This window comes from Salipiger sp., from assembly GCF_048261495.1.
Lineage (GTDB): Bacteria > Pseudomonadota > Alphaproteobacteria > Rhodobacterales > Rhodobacteraceae > Salipiger.
This window is the reverse complement of sequence record NZ_JBLXFX010000003.1, coordinates 428,537-448,524: the sequence shown is the minus strand read 5'-3', so window position 1 is coordinate 448,524 and position 19,988 is coordinate 428,537. Positions and strand designations below refer to the sequence as shown.

23 protein-coding genes are annotated in these 19,988 nt (G+C 69.1%); 8 read left to right on the top strand and 15 right to left on the bottom strand.

Going from position 1 to position 19,988, the window contains the following annotated elements:
* Positions 1–120: 120 nt before the first annotated feature.
* Entirely contained in the window at positions 121–1,218 is a 1,098-nt protein-coding gene (gene ychF, locus ACN0RJ_RS08815) for a redox-regulated ATPase YchF (protein WP_417724028.1), read from the bottom strand.
* A gap of 119 nt (positions 1,219–1,337) precedes the next feature.
* On the opposite strand from ychF, the gene ACN0RJ_RS08810 reads away from it, so the two are divergent.
* Positions 1,338–1,763, top strand: coding sequence for a VOC family protein (locus tag ACN0RJ_RS08810; protein WP_417724027.1), 426 nt, complete (start codon positions 1,338–1,340; stop codon positions 1,761–1,763).
* 4 nt (positions 1,764–1,767) lie between these two features.
* Here ACN0RJ_RS08810 and ACN0RJ_RS08805 read toward each other — a convergent pair whose 3' ends face one another.
* Entirely contained in the window at positions 1,768–3,153 is a 1,386-nt protein-coding gene (locus ACN0RJ_RS08805; RefSeq protein ID WP_417724026.1) for an MATE family efflux transporter, read from the bottom strand.
* 250 nt (positions 3,154–3,403) lie between these two features.
* On the opposite strand from ACN0RJ_RS08805, the gene ACN0RJ_RS08800 reads away from it, so the two are divergent.
* Complete coding sequence (locus tag ACN0RJ_RS08800) at positions 3,404–4,045, top strand: TIGR02453 family protein (RefSeq protein ID WP_417720923.1); 642 nt, start codon at positions 3,404–3,406, stop codon at positions 4,043–4,045.
* 9 nt (positions 4,046–4,054) lie between these two features.
* Here the strand turns inward: ACN0RJ_RS08800 and ppk2 are convergent, their stop codons facing one another.
* Both ppk2 and ACN0RJ_RS08790 read right to left on the bottom strand, forming a co-directional pair.
* The gene (gene ppk2 / locus ACN0RJ_RS08795) at positions 4,055–5,026 is read right to left on the bottom strand and encodes a polyphosphate kinase 2 (RefSeq protein ID WP_417724025.1); all 972 of its coding nucleotides are present in this window, start codon (positions 5,024–5,026) and stop codon (positions 4,055–4,057) included.
* A 159-nt stretch (positions 5,027–5,185) separates the two neighbouring features.
* On the bottom strand, positions 5,186–6,061 hold the full coding sequence (locus ACN0RJ_RS08790) for an NAD-dependent epimerase/dehydratase family protein (protein ID WP_417724024.1): 876 nt from the start codon (positions 6,059–6,061) through the stop codon (positions 5,186–5,188).
* A 118-nt stretch (positions 6,062–6,179) separates the two neighbouring features.
* Between ACN0RJ_RS08790 and trpA the strand changes: the two genes are divergently transcribed.
* Positions 6,180–6,971, top strand: a complete 792-nt coding sequence (gene trpA, locus ACN0RJ_RS08785) for a tryptophan synthase subunit alpha (RefSeq protein WP_417720926.1) — start codon at positions 6,180–6,182, stop codon at positions 6,969–6,971.
* A gap of 110 nt (positions 6,972–7,081) precedes the next feature.
* Here the strand turns inward: trpA and argC are convergent, their stop codons facing one another.
* Positions 7,082–8,026: an N-acetyl-gamma-glutamyl-phosphate reductase gene (gene argC, locus ACN0RJ_RS08780; RefSeq protein WP_417720927.1), complete on the bottom strand. Its 945-nt coding sequence runs from the start codon at positions 8,024–8,026 to the stop codon at positions 7,082–7,084.
* A gap of 197 nt (positions 8,027–8,223) precedes the next feature.
* Positions 8,224–8,997 (bottom strand): ZIP family metal transporter, encoded by a 774-nt coding sequence (locus ACN0RJ_RS08775; RefSeq protein ID WP_417724023.1) that lies wholly within the window; start codon positions 8,995–8,997, stop codon positions 8,224–8,226.
* A gap of 127 nt (positions 8,998–9,124) precedes the next feature.
* Between ACN0RJ_RS08775 and ACN0RJ_RS08770 the strand changes: the two genes are divergently transcribed.
* Complete coding sequence (locus tag ACN0RJ_RS08770) at positions 9,125–10,291, top strand: alpha-hydroxy acid oxidase (RefSeq protein ID WP_417720929.1); 1,167 nt, start codon at positions 9,125–9,127, stop codon at positions 10,289–10,291.
* Positions 10,292–10,382: 91 nt separating this feature from the next.
* Here the strand turns inward: ACN0RJ_RS08770 and ACN0RJ_RS08765 are convergent, their stop codons facing one another.
* Positions 10,383–11,537 (bottom strand): MFS transporter, encoded by a 1,155-nt coding sequence (locus ACN0RJ_RS08765; RefSeq protein WP_417724022.1) that lies wholly within the window; start codon positions 11,535–11,537, stop codon positions 10,383–10,385.
* A 160-nt stretch (positions 11,538–11,697) separates the two neighbouring features.
* On the opposite strand from ACN0RJ_RS08765, the gene ACN0RJ_RS08760 reads away from it, so the two are divergent.
* The 3 genes from ACN0RJ_RS08760 (at position 11,698) to ACN0RJ_RS08750 (ending at position 13,648) form a co-directional block, all read left to right on the top strand.
* Positions 11,698–12,321: a 50S ribosomal protein L25/general stress protein Ctc gene (locus ACN0RJ_RS08760; protein ID WP_417720931.1), complete on the top strand. Its 624-nt coding sequence runs from the start codon at positions 11,698–11,700 to the stop codon at positions 12,319–12,321.
* 172 nt (positions 12,322–12,493) lie between these two features.
* Positions 12,494–13,180 carry an aminoacyl-tRNA hydrolase gene (gene pth, locus ACN0RJ_RS08755; RefSeq protein WP_417724021.1) on the top strand — a complete coding sequence of 229 codons (687 nt, stop codon included), beginning with the start codon at positions 12,494–12,496 and terminating at the stop codon, positions 13,178–13,180.
* A gap of 99 nt (positions 13,181–13,279) precedes the next feature.
* The gene (locus tag ACN0RJ_RS08750) at positions 13,280–13,648 is read left to right on the top strand and encodes a DUF2237 family protein (protein ID WP_417720933.1); all 369 of its coding nucleotides are present in this window, start codon (positions 13,280–13,282) and stop codon (positions 13,646–13,648) included.
* Here the strand turns inward: ACN0RJ_RS08750 and ACN0RJ_RS08745 are convergent.
* The 8 genes from ACN0RJ_RS08745 to ACN0RJ_RS08710 all read right to left on the bottom strand — a co-directional run bounded on the left by ACN0RJ_RS08745 (position 13,645) and on the right by ACN0RJ_RS08710 (position 19,333).
* Positions 13,645–14,160, bottom strand: a complete 516-nt coding sequence (locus ACN0RJ_RS08745; protein WP_417724020.1) for a helix-turn-helix transcriptional regulator — start codon at positions 14,158–14,160, stop codon at positions 13,645–13,647. The genes ACN0RJ_RS08750 and ACN0RJ_RS08745 overlap by 4 nt on opposite strands.
* Positions 14,161–14,241: 81 nt before the next feature.
* Positions 14,242–14,652, bottom strand: a complete 411-nt coding sequence (locus ACN0RJ_RS08740) for a hypothetical protein (protein WP_417724019.1) — start codon at positions 14,650–14,652, stop codon at positions 14,242–14,244.
* A 6-nt stretch (positions 14,653–14,658) separates the two neighbouring features.
* Positions 14,659–14,790, bottom strand: a complete 132-nt coding sequence (locus ACN0RJ_RS08735; protein ID WP_417720936.1) for a hypothetical protein — start codon at positions 14,788–14,790, stop codon at positions 14,659–14,661.
* Between the two features lie 454 nt (positions 14,791–15,244).
* The gene (gene trpB / locus ACN0RJ_RS08730) at positions 15,245–16,468 is read right to left on the bottom strand and encodes a tryptophan synthase subunit beta (protein WP_417720937.1); all 1,224 of its coding nucleotides are present in this window, start codon (positions 16,466–16,468) and stop codon (positions 15,245–15,247) included.
* Between the two features lie 75 nt (positions 16,469–16,543).
* Positions 16,544–16,861, bottom strand: coding sequence for a hypothetical protein (locus ACN0RJ_RS08725; RefSeq protein WP_417724018.1), 318 nt, complete (start codon positions 16,859–16,861; stop codon positions 16,544–16,546).
* Between the two features lie 167 nt (positions 16,862–17,028).
* Positions 17,029–18,360 (bottom strand): MATE family efflux transporter, encoded by a 1,332-nt coding sequence (locus ACN0RJ_RS08720; protein WP_417724017.1) that lies wholly within the window; start codon positions 18,358–18,360, stop codon positions 17,029–17,031.
* 41 nt (positions 18,361–18,401) lie between these two features.
* Positions 18,402–18,911: a PaaI family thioesterase gene (locus ACN0RJ_RS08715; protein WP_417720940.1), complete on the bottom strand. Its 510-nt coding sequence runs from the start codon at positions 18,909–18,911 to the stop codon at positions 18,402–18,404.
* Complete coding sequence (locus tag ACN0RJ_RS08710) at positions 18,908–19,333, bottom strand: PaaI family thioesterase (protein WP_417720941.1); 426 nt, start codon at positions 19,331–19,333, stop codon at positions 18,908–18,910. The genes ACN0RJ_RS08715 and ACN0RJ_RS08710 overlap by 4 nt, the downstream gene beginning before the upstream one ends.
* 137 nt (positions 19,334–19,470) lie before the next feature.
* On the opposite strand from ACN0RJ_RS08710, the gene ACN0RJ_RS08705 reads away from it, so the two are divergent.
* Positions 19,471–19,842, top strand: coding sequence for a MerR family transcriptional regulator (locus tag ACN0RJ_RS08705; protein ID WP_417720942.1), 372 nt, complete (start codon positions 19,471–19,473; stop codon positions 19,840–19,842).
* Positions 19,843–19,988: the final 146 nt, after the last annotated feature.

Below are 19,988 nucleotides of genomic sequence, written 5' to 3'. Positions count from 1 at the left end.
CGACCCGGCGCCCGGTCTTCTTCTGGCCTGAAATATCCCCGCCGGAGGCATCCTGCCCCCGCAACGCAAAACGGCGCCCGGTCAGGGGCGCCGCGCGGCAATCCGCTCCGGAACCGGGGCTCAGGTGTTGAACAGGAAATGCAGGACGTCGCCGTCCCTGACCGTGTAGGTCTTGCCCTCGGCGCGCATCTTGCCCGCTTCCTTGGCCCCTTGCTCGCCCTTGTTGGCGACGAAATCATCATAGGCGATGGTCTCGGCGCGGATGAAGCCGCGCTCGAAATCGCCGTGGATGACCCCGGCCGCCTGCGGTGCCAGCGTGCCCTTGCGGATCGTCCAGGCCCGCGCCTCCTTGGGTCCGACGGTGAAATAGGTCTCAAGGTGCAAGAGCTCGTAGCCGGCGCGGATCAGCCGGTCGAGCCCGGCCTCGTCGAGCCCGAGTTCGGTGAGGAACATCTCGGCCTCCTCCGGTTCGAGCTGGCTGATCTCCTCCTCGATCCGGGCGGAGATCACCACGTGGGAATTGCCCTGCGCCGCCGCCATCTCGGCCACCTGCGCGGAGAGCGCATTGCCCGTCGCCGCCTCGCTCTCGTCCACGTTGCAGACGTAGAGCACGGGCTTCGCGGTCAGCAGCTGCAGCATCCGCCAGGCCTTGGCATCCTCGGCATCGACCTCGACCGTACGGGCGGGCCTGCCCGCTTCCAGCGCCGCCATGGCAAGCTTCATCAGGCGCTCCTGCTGGACCGCCTCCTTGTCGCCGCCCCGCACCTTGCGGGTGATGTTCTGAAGCCGCTTCTCCAGCGATTCCATGTCGGCGATGATCAGCTCGGTCTCGATGGTCTCGGCATCCGAGACCGGGTCGACGCGGCCGTCGACATGGGTGACGTCGTCATCCTCGAAGCAGCGCAGCACATGGGCGATGGCATCGGTTTCGCGGATATTGGCGAGGAACTGGTTGCCGAGCCCCTCCCCCTTGGAGGCGCCCTTCACCAGCCCGGCGATGTCCACGAAGGTCATCCGCGTCGGGATGACGCTTTTCGACTGCGCGATCGCGGCCAGCGTGTCCAGCCGCGCATCCGGCACTGCCACCTCGCCCACGTTGGGTTCGATGGTGCAGAACGGGAAGTTCGCCGCCTGCGCGGCGGCGGTTCTGGTCAGCGCGTTGAACAGGGTCGACTTGCCCACGTTGGGCAGACCCACGATCCCCATGCGAAATCCCATGCTCGGCTCCTCTGGCAACGGTTTCGCGCCTTCTAGGCAGGGCGCGGCAAGAGCGCAAGACGCTTGACCTGCCCGCGAGTCCGGTTAAGTTGATATCAACCCAAAACGGAGGACTTCCGATGCAGATCATCCCCTATGTCAACTTCAGGGGCAGCTGCCGCGAGGCGATGACCGCCTACGCGGCGATCCTGGGCACGCAGCCGCCCGAGATCTTCCCGTTCAGCGCCCTGCCCGAGGCGGACAAGGCGATGCTGCCCCCCGGCGTGCCGGAGGATGCGGTGATGAACGCGGCGCTCAGGATCGGCGATGCGGTGGCGCTCTACGGCTCGGACGACGTGCGCCCCGATGCGCCGGTGGGCGCGGGCTTTGCCGTCAACGTCACGGTGCCCGCCCCCGAGGAGGCGCGCCGCATCTACGACGCGCTGGCGCAAGGCGGCACGATCACGATGCCGCTGTCCGAGACCTTCTGGTCCCCGGCCTTCGGCATGCTCGAGGACCGCTTCGGCGTGGCCTGGATGGTGATGGCCGAACCCGTGGAAGGCTGAGGGATCAGGCGGCGCGCCCGGCGTGCGCCGCCTGCGCCGCCTCCAGCGCGGGAACGGTGCGGAACCAGAACCGCCGCAGCAGCAACAGCGCCGCGACGCCCAGCCCGATCACCAGCCCGCCCCAGACGCCCGGCGCGCCGAGCCCGGCGGGAAAGCCGAGGACCCAGGCCGCCGGCAGCCCGAGGCACCAGTAGGCGATGCCCGCGATGACCATCGGCACCCGGGTGTCCTGCACGCCGCGCAGCAGGCCCAGCGTCACCACCTGCAGCGCGTCGACAAGCTGGAACAGCGCCGACACCAGCAGCAGCGCCGCGCCGGTCACCAGGATCGCCGCCCGGTCGGGGTCGTCCTGCGACAGGAACAGGCCGATCAGCGGCTCCGGCAGGGTCAGGAACAGCACCACCGTGCCGATCGCCGCGGCCAGCGACAGCCACAGCACGATGCCCGCCCCGCGCCTCAGCCCGCCGATGTCGCCGTGCCCCAGCGCCTGCCCGGCGCGCACCGTGGCGACATTGGCAAAGCCGAGATGCACCATGAAGATCATCGCCGAGATCTGCAGCGCGATGCCGTGCGCCGCCAGCGGCACGGTTCCGATCCAGCCGATCATGATCGCGGTGGCGGAAAACAGCCCGACCTCGGCCAGCGTGGTCAGCCCGATCGGCCAGCCGAGTTGGAAGACCTGGCGGAGCATCTCGGTATCGGGCCGCCAGAACCGCTGCCAGAGCGGGTATTGCGGCAGTTTCACCCGCGCATAGAGCGCCACCCCCGCCAGCGCGATCCCGTGCGCGCAGAGCGAGGCGATGGCCGCCCCGCGCAGCCCCAGTTCCGGCGCGCCCCAGTGGCCGAAGATCAGCGCGTAGTTGGCGAGGCCGTTGCCGACGGCCGAGGCCACGGTGATCCAGAACACCACGCGCGCATGTTCCAGCGCGGCCAGCGTGCTCTTGAACACCATCACGCCCAGCGCCGGGAGCAGCCCCCACCCGGCGATGCGCAGGTAGGTCTGCGCCCCCTCCGCCATCTCCGGCGCCTGCCCCAGCGCCGCCAGCACCGGCCCGGAAAACCACATCAGCGGCATGGTCAGGGCGAAGAAGCCGATGGACAGCCACAGCCCCATGCGCGTCGCGCGGCGGATCTGCACCTCGTCCCGGCGGGCGGCGTATTGCGCCACCATCGGCATCACCGCCCAGGCAAAGCCCGAACCGAACAGGAAGACGACCGAGAACAGCGTCGCCGCGAGCGTCAGCGCGGCCAGCTCGGGCACGCCGTAGCGGCCCATCATGACGGTGTCGGTCAGGCTGATGGCAAACTGCGCCACGTGTCCGCCGACAAGCGGCAGGCCGAGGATCAGGATCGCCCTGACATGGGCGCGGCGGGACTGGAACTGTGACATGACGCGGCATTAGGCCCGCGCGGCTGCCTCGGCAACCGATTCCGCACAAAATTGCATCACCGGCGGGATTGCCGTCGCGGCCGGAGCGGCGCAGAGTCGCCTTCAGCAAGCGTGTTTTCGCCAGCCATCTCCGACGACGATCCCCGCCCGGCGGAACTTCCGCCCCTCTCGCGGCATTAAGGACTCGGGTCCCTTGCCGATTTCGGGGCCGGTTTTTGCAGACACGAATTCAGCACAGTTTGGAGTGACGATGCCGACCCCGGTTGACCTTATCGACTTTGCCCCGACCGTCCGGGCCTTTCTCGACGAGCTTTCGCAGAACAACAACCGCGACTGGTTCCGGCGACAGAAGGGGCGCTACGACGCCGAGGTCAAGCGCCCCGCAGAGCGGCTGCTGGACACCATCGCCCCGCGGCTGGAGGCCGAGACCGGCAAGCCGGTGCGCACCAAGCTCTTCCGCCCGCACCGGGACGTGCGCTTTTCCGAGGACAAGACCCCCTACCACGTCCATCTGCATGCCGCCTGGACCGTTCCCGACGGGCGCGCGTGGTATTTCGGGCTCTCGCCCGAATACGCCACGCTCGGCGCCGGGATCATGTCCTTCGACGAGGAGCAGCTCGAGAACTGGCGCGAGGCGGTGGCGAGCGGCGCGGGAAACGATCTGACCGCCATGCTCGACGATCTCGACGCCCGCATCGGGGAGCCGGAGCTCGACGAGGTGCCCGACCCCTGGGAGGCCGATCACCCCAATGCCGACCTGCTGCGCCGCAAGAGCCTGGTGGTCTGGCTCGACGGGCTGTTCGATGCGCTCACCCCCGACCCGGCGCAGGGGCTCGACCCGGCGCTCGACCGGCTGAACGGCGTCCAGGACTGGCTGGCGCGGAACCTCTGAGCGCCGTCTTCAGCGCGCCGCAGGCCCCGGCATCGTGCCGAGGATGTGGTCCGAGCGGTGGATGACATGCGCCGCCCCGCCGACGATCAGCGGATCGAACGGGGTGGCGATCGCCGGGTCCTTGCCGGGGTAGTCCAGCGTCGACAGGAAATGCCGCATGCATTCCAGCCGCGCGCGCTTCTTGTCGTCGGATTTCACCACGGTCCAGGGCGCATCGGCGGTATCGGTGTAAAAGAACATCGCCTCCTTCGCCTCGGTGTAGTCGTCCCACTTGTCGAGGCTCGCCCGGTCGATCGGCGACAGCTTCCACTGTTTCAGCGGATCGCTGGCGCGGTTTGCGAACCGGCGGCGCTGCTCGTCGCGCGTGACCGAGAACCAGTACTTGTAGAGGTGGATGCCCGAGCGCACCAGCATCCGCTCGAGCTCGGGCGTCTGGCGCATGAATTCGAGATACTCGTGTGGCTCGCAGAAGTTCATCACCCGCTCGACACCGGCCCGGTTGTACCAGGACCGGTCGTAGAGCACGATTTCCCCGGCGGTCGGCAGGTGTTCGACATAGCGCTGGAAATACCACTGGCCGCGCTCCACCTCGGACGGCTTGTTCAGCGCGACGACCCGCGCGGCGCGGGGGTTGAGATGCTCGGTGAAGCGCTTGATCGTGCCGCCCTTGCCGGCCGCGTCGCGCCCCTCGAACAGCAGAACGAAGCGCTGCCCGGTCTCCTGCACCCAGAGCTGCACCTTCAGCAATTCGGCCTGAAGCCGCGCCTTCCGGCGTTCGTAGCTGCGGCGCGACAGGCGCGTCTCATAGGGATAGGCGCCGGATTCGAAGGCCAGCCGGATCTCCTCCGCTGTCGGCGCGGGACGGCGCGCGCGCCTGGCCGGGGCCGCGGGGACGGCGGCGGCCGCACCGTCGCCCGGCGCCGCGGTCGGATCGACGGGACCGGCAGGAATCCGGTCGGCGGATGTCAGGGCGTCGGGCATGCGGAACCTCTCGGAATGACTGTGGCGCGATCCTGCCACGCCAGCGTGACCGCCGCCTTGATCGGAGTCAAATGCCGAGCCGCCGCGCTCCGCCCGCCGCCGCGCCGCGCGCCCGCCGTTGCCCGTTTCGTGATCCCGGCCCCGCGCCCCGGACGCCGTCTACTGCCAGCCGTGATGGGGCGCGAAGCCGACAAGCTCCTTCGCCCTGGCGTTGGAATAGAAGCTCTCGCGCGGCCCCATCTCGCGCCGCACCGGCACTCCGGCATAGAACCGCTCCCGCACCTCGGCATTGTCGAGCGCGACCGACAGGTCGTCATTGGCCACGTTGAACACCTGGTAGCCGAGCCCGTCCGTGCGCAGGCAGCATTCGACCATCTGCCCGAGGTCGCGCACGTCGATATAGGCGAAGATGTTGCGCCGCCGCACCTCCGGCGTCGCCCGCCAGACCGGCGCCATCGCGGCATAATCCTCCGGCTCGGTCACGTTGTTGATGCGCAGCGCGTAGATGTCGCTGCCCGAACGCGCCTGGAAACTGCGCCCCGTCGCCTCGTTGCAGACCTTGGACATGGCATAGGCATCCTCCGGGACGGTGGGATGCTCCTCGTCCACCGGCAGATACTGCGGCTTGCGCTCGCCGTCGGCGAAGCAGATGCCGTAGGTGGTCTCGGAACTGGCGAAGATCACCTTGGGAATGCCCAGCTTCACCGCCGCCTCGAGCACATTGTAGGTCGACAGTGTGTTGACCCGGAAGGTCTCGCAATCCGGCTTGATCAGGATCCGCGCCAGTGCCGCGAAATGCACCACCGCATCGAAGCGCGGCACGCCGCCGCCCGGCTCCAGCTCGTCGAAGCCGGCGAGCGAGGTCATCGCCCCCCAGACCTGCCCCGGATCGGTGAGGTCGGTGATCAGATCCTGCACCCCCGCCGCCACCAGCGGCACGAGGTCGGCGTTCAGCACCCGGTGCCCCTGCGCCACCAGATAGGGCACCACGTGCCGCCCCGCCTTGCCCGAACCGCCGGTGAATAGAATACGCATGTCGTCCTCCTGTCTGCCTGCCCCCTAGATGGCGCCCCCGCCCGCCACGTCCAGACGCGCCATTGATTTTCCCGCGCGCTTCCGGCAGACCACGCCGGACGACAGGGAAAGGGACGCCATGACTCGCATCGACGCCAAGTTCGCCGCTCTGAAGGCGGAGGGGAAAAAGGCCTTTGTCGCCTATGTCATGGCGGGCGATCCCGATTTCGACACCTCGCTCTCGCTGGTCCGGGGCATGCCCGGCGCGGGGGTCGACATCATCGAACTCGGCCTGCCCTTCACCGATCCCATGGCGGACGGCGAAACCATCCAGCTCGCCGGTCAGCGCGCCCTCGAAGGCGGCATGACCCTCGACCGCACCCTGCAGCTCGTCCGCAGCTTCCGCGAGGGCGACGACACCACCCCGATCGTCATGATGGGCTATTACAACCCGATCTATTCCCGTGGCGTCGACACCTTCCTGCAGCAGGCGAAGGAGGCCGGCATCGACGGGCTGATCATCGTCGACCTGCCGCCCGAGGAAGACGACGAACTCTGTATCCCGGCGCAGAAGGCCGGGCTCGACTTCATCCGCCTCGCCACCCCCACCACCGACGACAAGCGCCTGCCCAAGGTGCTGCAGAACACCTCCGGCTTCGTCTATTACGTCTCGATCACCGGCATCACCGGCGCGGCCAATGCCAGCGCGGCCGATGTCGCCCCCGAAGTCGCGCGGATCAAGGCGGGGACCGACCTCCCGGTGATCGTCGGTTTCGGCATCAAGACCCCGGAGGCCGCCCGAGACATCGCCGCCGTGGCCGACGGCTCGGTGGTCGGCTCGGCCATCGTCGCCGAACTCGCCAAGGGCAAACCCGTCCCCGAGGTGCTCGCCTTCATCGCCAGCCTCGCGGACGGCGCCCACCGCGCCTGACCCGCGGCACCGGGCGGGCGCGGGCAAGATGACCCGCCCCCGCTCAGCCGCACGCTTTCTTCTGGCGGGAAATATCCCGGGGAGTCCGCAGCGCGGACGGGGCGGAGCCCCTATTCCGCCGCGGCGGCGGCGGCCCCCTCAAGGCCCGCCCCCTCGTCGCAGCCGAGCATGATGTTGAGGTTCTGCACCGCCGCGCCCGACGCCCCCTTGCCGAGGTTGTCGAGCACCGCGACCAGCGTCACCGACCCGGTCGCCGCATTGCCGTGCACCGACAACTCCAGCCGGTTCGTGCCGTTCAGACGCTCCGGCAGCACGCGCGGCTCGTGGGTCGCGGCGGGCACGACGGCCACGAACCGCTCGCCCGCATAGGCCGCCGACAGCGCCGCCTCGGCCGAGGCCATGCCCTCGGTACCGAGCCCCGGAAGCTGGATCGCCACCGCCATGCCCTGGGCGTAGTCCCCGACCGAGGGCACGAAGAGCGGCACCGCGCTCAGCAGCCCGTGCTTGAGGATCTCCGGCAGATGCTTGTGCGCCTGCGACGCGCCGTAGAGGAACGACCCGGACGAGGCGCCGGTCTCGAATTCCGCGATCATCGCCTTGCCGCCGCCGGTATAGCCCGACACGCCCGAAATCGCCGGCGCCGCATCCGGTGCCACCAGGCCCGCCGCCACCAGCGGACGGATCAGCGCGATCGCGCAGGTCGACCAGCAGCCGGGGTTGGAGACGTGGCGCGCCGAAGCGATCGCCGCACGCTGGCCCGGCGCCATCTCGGCAAAGCCGAAGGTCCAGTCCTCGGCCACCCGATGCGCCGTCGAGGCATCGATGATGCGCGTGCCGTGCGGTTCGGCCAGCACCACGGTTTCCCGCGCCGCATCGTCGGGCAGGCAGAGAATCGCCACATCGGCCTCGGCCAGCGCCTCGGAGCGCGCCCCGGCATCCTTTCGACGGGCGGGATCGACCTGCACCAGGTGGATGTCCGCGCGCGCCTCGAGACGCTCGCGGATCTGCAATCCCGTGGTTCCGGCTTCGCCGTCGATGAACACCTTGTAGGCCATGGCCCCGCTCCTCGTGAAAGTCCGCTTCCGGCTTAGCAGACCCCGGCGCCGGTGAAAACCGCCTCGCCACATGCCCCGCGCGCATTTCGCGCGTCACGCCGGCCACGGGCGGGGAGGCGGCGGCCGAAGGCCGGCGGCGACGGATCTGCGCGGGCGCCAGCCCGCTCCGCCGGATCGGCCCGTGCGCGGGGGCGGTGTCAGCCCAGCGTCACGTCGAGGAACATCATCAGGATCAGCCCGAAGATCAGCCCCACCGTCGCCCGCTCCTGGTGGCCGTTGCGATGGGTCTCGGGCACGATCTCGTGGCTGATGATGTAGAGCATCGCCCCCGCGGCAAAGGTCAGCCCGAAGGGCAGCAGCGCCGCCGAGACCGACACCGCCACCACGCCCAGCAGGGCGCCCACCGGCTCCACCACCCCGGTCAGCGCGGTATAGACCAGCGCCTTGCGCCGCGAATAGCCGAGCCCGACCAGCGCCACCGCCACCGCCAGCCCCTCGGGAATGTCCTGGAGCGAAATCCCCGTCATCACCGACAGCCCGTTCGACCGATCGACCCCGAAGGCCACGCCGATCGACAGCCCCTCGGGGAAGTTGTGGATCGCGATGGCCAGCACGAAGAGCCAGATCCGCGCCACCTTGGCCGCATCCGCGCCGCCCTCGGGGCCGGTCCTGAAATGCTCGTGCGGGATCGACCGGTTGAGCATCGCCACGAACCCCGCGCCGAGCGCGATGCCGGCGGCGGCGATCCCGGCGGCGATCCAGACCGACCGGTACTGCGCCTCGGCCACCTCGATCCCCGGCAGGATCAGCGAGAAATAGGCCGCCGAAAGCATCACCCCCGCCGCAAACCCCAGCATCGTGTCCGACGTCGCCTGCGACATCTTGCGGCCCACCAGCGCGGGCACCGCCCCCGCCGTGGTGGCGATGGCGGCCACGAGTCCGCCCGCCACGCCCCAGAGAATGTCGTTCATGTCGTCTCCTCGGTCCTGCGCGGCCACTATTTGCACCCGCAGCACGAAACACAAGCGTCGGAGATTGCAGCACCCCGGCAAAGGCGGTAAGGAAACCTGACCAGTTCGGCCTGTTCAGGAGTCCGCCATGCCCGTCATCACCGAAATCGAGGACCTGCGCCGCATCTACAAATGGCGCGTCCCCAAGATGTTCTATGACTATTGCGAAAGCGGGTCCTGGACCGAACAGACCTTCCGCGAGAACACCTCGGATTTCCGCAAGATCTATCTGCGCCAGCGCGTCGCCATCGACATGACCGGGCGCAGCACGAAATCGCGGATGATCGGACAGGATGTCTCGATGCCCGTCGCCCTGGCGCCGGTCGGCTCGACGGGCATGCAGAATGCCGACGGCGAGATCAAGGCCGCCCGCGCCGCCGGGAAGTTCGGCGTCCCCTACTGCCTTTCGACCATGTCGATCTGCTCGATCGAGGATGTGGCCGAGAACACCGACAAGCCGTTCTGGCTTCAGGTCTACACGCTCAAGGACGACGAGTTCATGCAGCGCCTGTTCGACCGCGCCCGCGCGGCGAAATGCTCGGCGGCGGTGATCACCGTCGATCTGCAATTGCTCGGGCAGCGCCACAAGGATCTCAAGAACGGCCTCTCCGCCCCGCCCAAGCTGACGCCGCGCACGCTGGCGGACATGTCCTGGCGCGCGGCCTGGGGGCTGGAGATGCTGCAGACCAAGCGGCGGACCTTCGGCAATATCGTCGGCCATGCCAAGGGCGTCGGCGACACGTCGAGCCTGATGGACTGGACGCATCACAATTTCGACCAGGCGCTGAACTGGGACCGCATCCGGCAGTTCCGCAAGATGTGGGACGGGCCGCTCATCATCAAGGGCATCATCGACCCGCGCGACGCGCTCGAAGCCTGCAATGTCGGCGCCGATGCCATCGTCGTGTCGAACCACGGCGGGCGGCAGCTCGACGGCGCGCTGAGCTCGATCCGGGCGCTGGGGCCGATCCTGGACGCGGTCGGCGACAGGATCGAGGTGCACCTGGATTCCGGCATCCGCACCGGGCAGGACATCCTCAAGGCCGTGGCGATGGGGGCCAAGGGCTGCTGGATCGGCCGGGCCTATGTCTACGGGCTGGGCGCGATGGGCGAGAAGGGCGTGACCAGGGCGCTGGAGGTGCTCCACAAGGAGATGGACATGTCCATGGCGCTTTGCGGGCGCACCGACATCACCAAGGTCGACCGCGATATCCTGATGATCCCGAAGGGTTTCTCGGGCGACTGGGAGGACTAGGGGGCGCTGCCCCCGTCGCCGCCTGCGCGGCGACTCCCCCGGGATATTTTTCGAACCGAAGAAGACGGGACGGCACGCAGGGCGGGCGCGATCAGGAGGTCGCGCCCGCTTTCATCCAGGGCACCAGGACCGCCGGGATGAGGAGGAGCAGCGCCGCGATGGCGACGAAGGCGCCGCCGAGGCCCACCGCTTCGGAGAGGAACCCCATCAGCGGCGGACCGGCGAAGAAGCCGGCATAGCCGATGAGCGACAGCCGCGAGATGGCGCGGGCGCGGCGGTTCGGCGGCACCTGGCGACCCGCCCGGGCAAAGGCCATCGGCACGACGACCGAGACCCCAGCGCCGAGGGTGGCGAAGCCGACATAGGCCAGGGCCGGGGTCGGCGAGGCGGCCGCGATCAGCGCGCCGATCGCGGAGACGATCGCGCCGCCGCGGATCAGCGTCGCCTCGGACAGCCGCCGCGCGAGGCTCTGGCCCCAGAGACGCCCTGCCCCCATCGTGAGCCCCAGCAGCGCCGGGCCGAGCGCCCCCGCCGCCGCCCCGGCGCCGAGGTTGCGCTCGAGGTGGAGCGCGGACCAGCCCTCGGTCGCCTGTTCGGCCATGAAACCGATGAGCACGATCAGCCCTGCGGGCAGGACCAACGCCAGGATGCGGCCCCCGGCGGCGGCATGGCCCGGTGCTGCGCCTTCGGCCTGCGGGAGGGGCGCGCGCACCGCCAGCGGGATCAGCGCCAGCCCCACAGCCGAGAGCGTGGCGAAGACCGCGAAGGGCCCTGCCCCGGCCTCGCGGGCGAGTCCGGTGCCGATGGCGGAGGCGGCGTAGGTCAGCGAGTAGAGCGCGTGGTTGAGGCTCATCAACGGGCGGCGCCCGGCGGCTTCGAGATCCGCGACCCGCGCGTTCATCACCACGTCGAGCAGCCCGCAGGCCGCCGCCGCCAGCGCCATGGTCAGCGCGAAGGCGGTGCCGGTCGTGCTCAGCCCCGGCAGCAGGAAGGCCAGCGCCATCGCCGCGACGAGCACCGGCAGCGCCCGCCCGCCGAGCCGGGCATCCACCGCCGGGGCGAGCCACATGGCCAGCACCGCGCCGCAGGTCGACACCAGCATGGCGAGGCCGAAGCCCGCGTCCGACAGCCCGGCCTGCGGTTTCAGCGCGGGCACGAGCGCCGCGAAGCCGCCCCAGAACAGGCCGAGCGCGGCGAAGGCGGCGGCCGGTCCCCGGCTTGCCGCAAGATCGGACAGAAACCTCATGCCGACGCTCTGGCACGCCCCGCCGGCGGCGTCCAGAAGGCGGAGACCGGGCCGCGGGCAATAAAGGCATTGATGAATCGGCGGGACTGGTCTAAGGGGGCGCTTCTTACGCGGGGTGACAGCCTTGGAGGCATCCCGCCCTCATATATGGAGAAATATCATGGCTGGAGAGATCCCAGATCTCGAAGTCCTGGAACGGCCGGGGACGGGCAAGGGCGCCGCTCGGCAGGCGCGCCGCGACGGCATGGTTCCGGGAGTTGTATTCGGTGGCGATGCGGACCCGCTCGCGATCCAGATTCCGTTCAACACCCTGCTGAAGCGCCTGAAGGCAGGCCGCTTCAAGTCGACCCTCTTCAACCTGAAGATGGAAGGCCAGGACGATGTGCGCGTGATCTGCCGCGACGTGCAGCGCGACGTGGTGAAGGATCTGCCGACCCACTTCGACCTGATGCGCCTGCGCCGCACCACCCGGATCAACCTGTTCATCCACGTGGACTTCATCAACGGCGAGACCTGCCCCGGCCTGAAGAAGGGCGGCGTGCTGACCATCGTGCGTCAGGAAGTCGAACTGAACGTGCTGGCGGGCGACATTCCGGACCACATCACCGTGGACCTGGCCGGCAAGCAGATCGGCGACGTCATCCACATTTCCGACGTCACCCTGCCGGAAGGCGCGAAGCCGTCGATCGACCGCGATTTCGTGATCGCCAACATCTCCGCACCGCGCGGCCTGCGCGCCGGTGACGACGATGCGGCCGAAGCCGAAGAGGGCGGCGAGGAATAAGTCCTCCCCCCGAGAGCAGTCCCGGACCGGCCCCGCCAGCGATGGTGGGGCCGGTTTGCGTTTGCGACCCTGCCGTGGCGGGGTTCGGGGCGCGCGGCATCGCCCTGCGGGTTGCCATCCCCCGGACCCGCGCCCTATCTATCGCCCGAGGGACGCGGCTTCGGAGAACGTGGTGCAGATATTCGTGGGGCTCGGCAATCCGGGCGGGAAATATGCCGGGAACCGGCACAACATCGGGTTCATGGCGCTTGACCGGATCGCCGGGGATCACGGCTTCGGTCCCTGGAAGGCGCGGTTCCAGGGCGAGATCAGCGAGGGCCGGCTCGGCGGCGACAAGGTGCTGCTGTTGAAACCCGCGACCTTCATGAACCTCTCGGGCCAGTCGGTCGGCGAGGCCATGCGCTTTTTCAAACTGGAGCCTGGCGACGTGACGGTGTTCCACGACGAGCTGGACCTCGCGCCCGGCAAGTGCCGGGTCAAGACGGGGGGCGGCCATGCGGGGCACAACGGGCTGCGCTCGATCCACCAGCATATCGGCGAGGCCTACCGCCGCGTGCGGCTCGGCATCGGGCATCCGGGCCGCAAGGAGGCGGTGGCGGGCTACGTGCTGCACGATTTCGCGAAGGCCGAGGAAGGCTGGCTGGACGACCTGATGCGCGGCATCTCGGACGGGGCGGCCGCGCTGGCCGATGGCGATGCGGGCGGCTTTCAGAACAAGGTCGCTCTGCGCATGACCCCTGCCCGCGCGCCCCGCGCCCGCCCCGAGGCCGCAGCCCCCGAAGCGCCCGGCCCGGCGGAACCGGCGCCCGAGGCGGACCGCCGCTCGCCGCTGCAGCGGCTGGCCGACAAGTTCCGCTGATCCCGCCGCCTTGCCGCGCGCGGTCCCGGCCCCTAAGGTGGCAGGACCACCGCGCGGGCCGGCGCCGTCGCGCCGCCCGCCCCCGGACCAGAGGCCCGCATGGAAAAAGACCCTTCCGTCAACGTATTGGGTGGCGCGCTCGACCCCTGTTCGACCGCGCCGCTGACCGGATTCTTCCGGGACGGCCATTGCAACACCTGCGTGCAGGACCAGGGCAGCCACACCGTCTGCGCGGTGATGACGGCGGAATTCCTGGCCTTCTCGAAATACGTGGGCAACGACCTGTCGACCCCGCGCCCCGAGATGCACTTTGCCGGGCTCGCGCCGGGGGATCGCTGGTGCCTCTGCGCGCTGCGCTTCATGCAGGCCCATGACGAGGGCTGCGCCCCGGACGTGCGCCTTGAATCGACCCATATCCGCGCGCTCGACGTGGTGCCGCTCGCGGTCCTGCGGGATCACGCGGTCTAGGGCCCCGGCCCGCCCGCGAGGCGGTTGACCACCTGATCGTCCATCAGCTCGTCGATGAACAGGCTCAGAAGCTGCGACCGCCCGGTGACCCCCGCCTTGCGGTAGATGGCGTTGGTCTGCGCCTTGACCGTGCCTTCCGAGGTCGACCGCAGCGCCGCGATCTCGGCCAGCGACAGCCCCTTGATCGCCATGAGCGCGACGTCGCGCTCGGCCGGGGTCAGGGCCCAGTCGGTCAGGCGTTCGTCCAGCACCTCCATGAAGGCGCCGGAGGCGAGGCGCAGCCGCTCCTCGGCCCGCTGCTGCGCGGTCAGCGAACGGTAGAGAAGCGTCGCCGTCACCGCGACTCCGAGGACGAGACCCAGCGCGGCGCCGATCTCGATCATCTCGTAGGCGGCCCAGGGGATCGGCGCGCGGCGCAGGCCCAGGACGCTCGACAGGATGTCGAACAGGAAGAAGGACGCGCAGCAGAGCTGCACGAGCAGAAGCAGGAAGAACGCGATGCGATCCTTCACGCGCCGCCCGCCCCGGTCGCGCGCACCGGCGCGCTCAGCACGGCCGCTTCTCCGGGCGCGCGGCACCGGCCCGCCGCCGCGTCATCCGCGCACCTGCTTGTCCGGCCGGCGATCGTCCGTGATGTCCGGCGGTCCGCTGGTGCCCTGGCCGTGACCCTCCGGCGGTGGCGGACGCGGCCCGCCTCCGGGTCGCGGCGGGCGGCGGCGTTCCTCGGCGGTGCCGGTGCGCGTCGGCAGCGCCCCGGACCGGGCGCTGGTGTAGTCGCGAAGGATTTCTCCGGTCGAGGGGCTGTACACGATTTCCCGTTGCTCTCCGGGGCTTTGCGCAAGGATCCTGATGCGCCCCAGCCAGGTCCGCCCGACCTGGAGGATCTCGAACCCGTCGGCGGCAATCCCGGCCAGAAGGTCGTCGAGCCCGGTGCGGGCGGCGGCAGGCGCACCGCTTCCCGCCAGCAACCCCGCGAGGCCGAGCAGGAGCAGGCGCCGCCGCATGGCCGCTCAGGCCCCCGGCGCGAAGGCACCGCCGACCACGGTCCGGGAAGACGCGGTATCGGCGGGAAAACGGGGGCGGCTGGTCTTGTACATGACTTTGGTTCTGGTCGTCGGAGTGTCGAGGATGACGGTCGTCATCGAAACGGTCGTGGTCGGCGTCATCGCCAGGACATGCCTCGTCCGGGAGATCCTGACGCGCAGTATGGCAGGCGCCCGCCGAAAGGCCAGCCCCGCCGGATCGGCAGGTTGCGAAAGATCGTTACCCGCCGGCGGCAGATCGGAATGCCCCGGCCCGTGAGTGGGGTGGTGGCTGCGCGAGCGGGTGTGCGCAGTTCCGGACGGACAGGGGGCGGCCTTGCCGCCGTCCTGTCCCGGTGCATCCTGATGTGGCATCCGGCCCCTCCTGCCGCCCGGCGGGTAACGCGCCGGAACCTGTCCGACTGCCCCCGGAGCTAACAGGCCACCATGCCCCGGCCAATCGGACCGGGGTTTATGCGCCCCCGCAAAGCATTGAAAAACGGCCATAAACCTGAGTTTATGGCCGTTTCTTGCTGACGATGCCGATATCGGCCCCGGATATCGGGGCCGCGCCTCAACCCATGTCGAAGCCGAGATGCCTGGCGACGGTGTAGATGTCCTTGTCGCCGCGGCCGCACATGTTCATCACGATCAGGTGGTCCGAGGGCAGCGTCGGCGCGATCTTCATCACGTGGCCGAGCGCGTGGCAGGGTTCCAGCGCGGGGATGATGCCTTCGGTCCGGCACGAGACCTGGAAGGCTTCCAGCGCCTCCTTGTCGGTGATCGACACGTATTCCGCGCGGCCCGTGTCATGCAGCCAGGAATGCTCCGGCCCGATGCCGGGATAGTCGAGACCCGCCGAGATCGAGAAGCCTTCGAGGATCTGCCCGTCGTCGTCCTGCAGCAGGTAGGTGCGGTTGCCGTGCAGCACCCCCGGCCGCCCGCCGGTGAGCGAAGCGCAATGCTCCATCTTCTCGTTGACGCCCTTGCCGCCGGCCTCGACACCGATGATCCTGACCGACGCCTCGTCGAGGAAGGGGTAGAACAGCCCCATGGCATTCGACCCGCCGCCGATGGCCGCGACCAGCGTGTCGGGCAGACGGCCCTCGGCCTCCATCATCTGCTCGCGGGTTTCCTTGCCGATGATGGCCTGGAAATCGCGCACCATCGCCGGATAGGGGTGCGGGCCGGCCACGGTGCCGATGCAGTAGAAGGTGTCGCGCACATTGGTGACCCAGTCGCGCAGCGCGTCGTTCATCGCATCCTTGAGCGTGCCGCGACCCGAGGTCACCGGCACCACCTCGGCGCCCAGCAGGCGCATGCGGAAGACGTTGGGTTGCTGACGCTCCACATCATGCGCGCCCATGTAGACCACGCATTTCAGGCCGAACTTGGCGCAGACGGTGGCGGTGGCCACACCGTGCTGCCCTGCCCCGGTTTCCGCGATGATCCGGGTCTTGCCCATGCGGCGGGCGAGGATGATCTGGCCGAGCACGTTGTTGATCTTGTGCGCGCCGGTGTGGTTCAGCTCGTCCCGCTTGAAATAGATCTTGGCGCCGCCGAGCTCTTCGGACAGCCGTTCGGCGTGATAGAGCGGCGAGGGCCGGCCGACGTAGTGCTTCCAGAGGAAATCCATCTCGGACCAGAAGCTCTCGTCGGTCTTGGCGCGCTCGTATTCCTCTTCGAGCGCCAGGATGAGGGGCATCAGCGTTTCGGACACGAAGCGTCCGCCGTAGATGCCGAACCGGCCCTTGTCATCGGGGCCGTTCATGAAGGAATTGAACAGATCGTCCGCCATTTGCGCCTCCGGTTTCGGTTTCCGACTTCATAGGAGCGCGGCGCGCAAAAGGCCATGCGAAAAGTGGCGCGGAGGTCAGGCGGCGTTGCCGTGCTGGATGATCCGCCAGAGCTCTGCCGCCTCCCGCCGGGCGGGCAGTTTTTCCCACTGGAAGGCGTGGCGGTCGAAGGACACGACGTATTGGTCGATGGCCGCGCGCCAGGCCGCGATCGGTTCGGAGCGGAAGAACCCTTCGAGGTCGGCGACCGTATCCCAGAGAGACATGGCGAACAGGTCGCGCCCGTCGCGGAAGGTGTCGGATTTCAGGAACCCCGGGCTGGGCCGGGCCGCGCGTTGGGCGACATAGGTCGGAACGATCAGATCCGCGACGTTGTACCACTTGCGTGGCCGCATTCCGCATACCGCGACGTAATACATCGCCTTCTCCATCCACACGGTCCCCACCCGCGCGCGGCAAGGTTACCGCCGGGTAAAGGCCGGATCAACGGCTTCGTCGCAGGCGGGCCCGCATCGGGCTTGAGCGTCGTGCCGCTGCAACACGTCCCCCCTGCCGGCGCGGATCAGACCGGGCGGGCCTCGGGGACGGAGCGTTCCAGCGCCGGGTAGCGCAGCCCGAGGGTGATCCCCCGCGCGAGGAAGGAGATGTGGAAGGCCAGCCAGAGCCCGTGATTGCCGAAGGGCCCGACGAGGATCAGCAGCGCGATCACGTAGACCACCGCCGAAACCGCCATCATGTTGCGCATGTCGGCAGAGCGGGTCGCGCCGATGAACACGCCGTCCATCATGAAGGGCAGCACCTGCACCACCGGCAGCAGCACCGCCCAGGGCAGGAAGTCGAGCGCGGCGGCGCGCACGCCGGCATCCTTGCTCATGATCTCGATGATGAGGGGGCCGACCAGCCAGTAGACCGCCGCCATCAGGCAGGCGATCACCGCCGCCCAGAGCGCGGCCACCCGCAGCGACTGGCGCAGCAGCCCGCGCCGCCGCGCGCCCCAGGCCTGCCCCACCAGCGTTTCCGCGGCAAAGGCAAAGCCGTCGAGCGCATAGGCGGCGATCATCATGAACTGCAGAAGGACCTGGTTGGCGGCCAGGGTGACGTCTCCGAAATGCGCGCCGATCAGCATGAAGGACACGAACATGCCCTCGAGCAGCAGCGAGCGGATCAGGATGTCGGTGTTGAGCAGCGCCATGCGGCGCAGGCGCATGCGGTCCAGCACCCGCGCCCAGTTGCGCCAGTCGGGCGAGCCGAAGACGTCGCGGCACAGCCACAGCCCCATGCCGAGCCCGGCCCATTCCGCGACGAAGGTGGCCGCCGCCACCCCGCCCACGCCCCAGCCGAGGCCGAGCACGAAGAGCAGGTCCAGCACCACGTTGATGCCGTTCATCCAGAGTTGCAGCACGAAGACCCCGCGCGTGCGCTCCTGCGCGATGAGCCAGCCGGTGACGCCGTAGATGGCGATGGCGGCCGGGGCGGACCAGATGCGGATCTGCATGTAGTGCCGGGCCAGCGTTTCGACCTCGGGCGAGGCCGGCGAGGCCGACAGCGCCAGCCCCAGCACCAGCGGTTGCAGCAGGATCAGCGCCAGCCCCCCGGCGAGGCCGATCATCAGGGCGCGGGTCAGCAGGGCGGCGACCTCGGAGCGGTCGCCCTCGCCCAGCGCCTGCGCGGCCAGGCCCACGGTGCCCATGCGCAGGAAGCCGAAGATCCAGTAGATCGCCGACAGCACCACGGCGCCGATGCCGACCGCCGCGATGGGTTCGGCCTGCGGGATCTGGCCGACCACGCCGGTGTCGACGGCGCCGAGAATCGGGATCGTCACGTTCGACAGCAGGATCGGCACGGCGATCGCGAGAACTCGACGGCTGGTGACGGATTTCGCTGCGCTGGTCATGGTCCGCTTCGGTTGGCTGGGAGTTTCGGGACCGGAGGCCGTCAGCCTTCGCTCTTCGGCATCAGGAAATGCGCCTGCGCCTGCGCGATGGGACGGTCGCGGTTGTCCTGCCAGGCCTCGGCCCGGACCGAGGCATAGCGCCGCCCGGAGCGGGTGACATGGGCGCGCGCATAGGCATCGCGCGGCAGGCCGGAGCGCAGGTAGTCCACGGTGAAGTCGATGGTCTTGGGCAGGCGCGGCAATTCTCCGCGGTCGAGCGCATCGGGCGGGATGGCGCCGGATTCGATGGAATCCCACAGCCCCTGCCAGCTCAGCGTGATGATCGCCGTCACTTCGAGAAAGGCCGCCGTCACGCCGCCGTGCAGCGCCGGAAGCAGCGGATTGCCGATCAGCTTCTCGTCGAAGTTCAGCACGCCGGTCAGCTCGTCCCCGCGCCGGTCGAACTGGATGTTCAGGAAACCGATGTAGGGCACGCGCTGCGCCAGCGCCCGCAGCGCGGCATCGCGGCGCTGCTTGACCACCTGGACGGGTTCCGGCTTGGCACGGGTCATGGCGCTGGCTCCACGGTGAAGGTTCCGGTGGCCGAGGCGACCGGGCGGGTCGGGTCGTCGTCATGGGCAAAGGCCCGCACGAAGGCCACCGACCGGGTGATGTGATAACATTCGGCTCGGCCGACGATGGCCTGCCCCGGCGTCGCCGCGCGCAGGTAGTCGATGCGCAGGCAGATCGTCGCCGTCGCGCCGGGGTTCGAGGGATGCGCCATGGTGGCCGCGCCGCCGCAGGTGTCCATCAGGGTCGACACCGCCCCGCCGTGGATCACGCCGGTTTCCGGGTCTCCGACGATGCGCTCGTGATAGGGCATGCGGATCGAGGCGGTGCCGTCGCCGATCTCCACGATCTCCATGTTCAGCGCCCGGGCATGCGGAATCAGTTCGATGAACTGCCGCGCGATCTCGGTCTTGTCGTCGCTCATGGTACTCACTTTCCAGGCTCCCGGCCTTTATGCGCAGGCAGGGCCCCCGCCGCAAGCGCCGCGATCCCGGGGGCCTCTCCGCCGTATTGCCCTTGCCGGTTCTCGGGTCTACCTTTCCGGCGGCAAGGGAGAAGTAGATGAACGAACCCCGTCTCGGCTTCAAGGAGATGTGCGAGAGGTTCGGCGTGACGCCGCGCACACTCCGGTACTACGAATACATCGAGTTGCTCTCGCCCGTGCGCGAGGGGCGCTCCCGATTCTACGGGCCGCGGGAAATCGCGCGGATGACGCTGATCCTGCGGGGGCGCAAGTTCGGCTTCCAGCTCGAGGACATCCGCCAGTGGCTGCAGATCCGCGAGCAGGACGGCGACCGCGCCCAGATGCGCGCCTGGGTCGGCCTGGCCGACCGGCAGCTTGCCGAGCTCGACGACCAGCGGCGCCAGCTCGACGAGGCGATCGCGGAGCTCAAAGCGCTTCGGGACGACATCGCGAATTCGCTCGAAACCTGAGACGAATCGTCGGCACACGGGAATTTGAACCGCTTTGGGAACTACGCAGTACTACGTAGGCGGGGTCGTTCGTGCACAAACGGCGATGTAATAAAGTTGTCATGTTTTCCGAGCCCGACGAAAGGAAGTTACGTCATCTTCCAAGT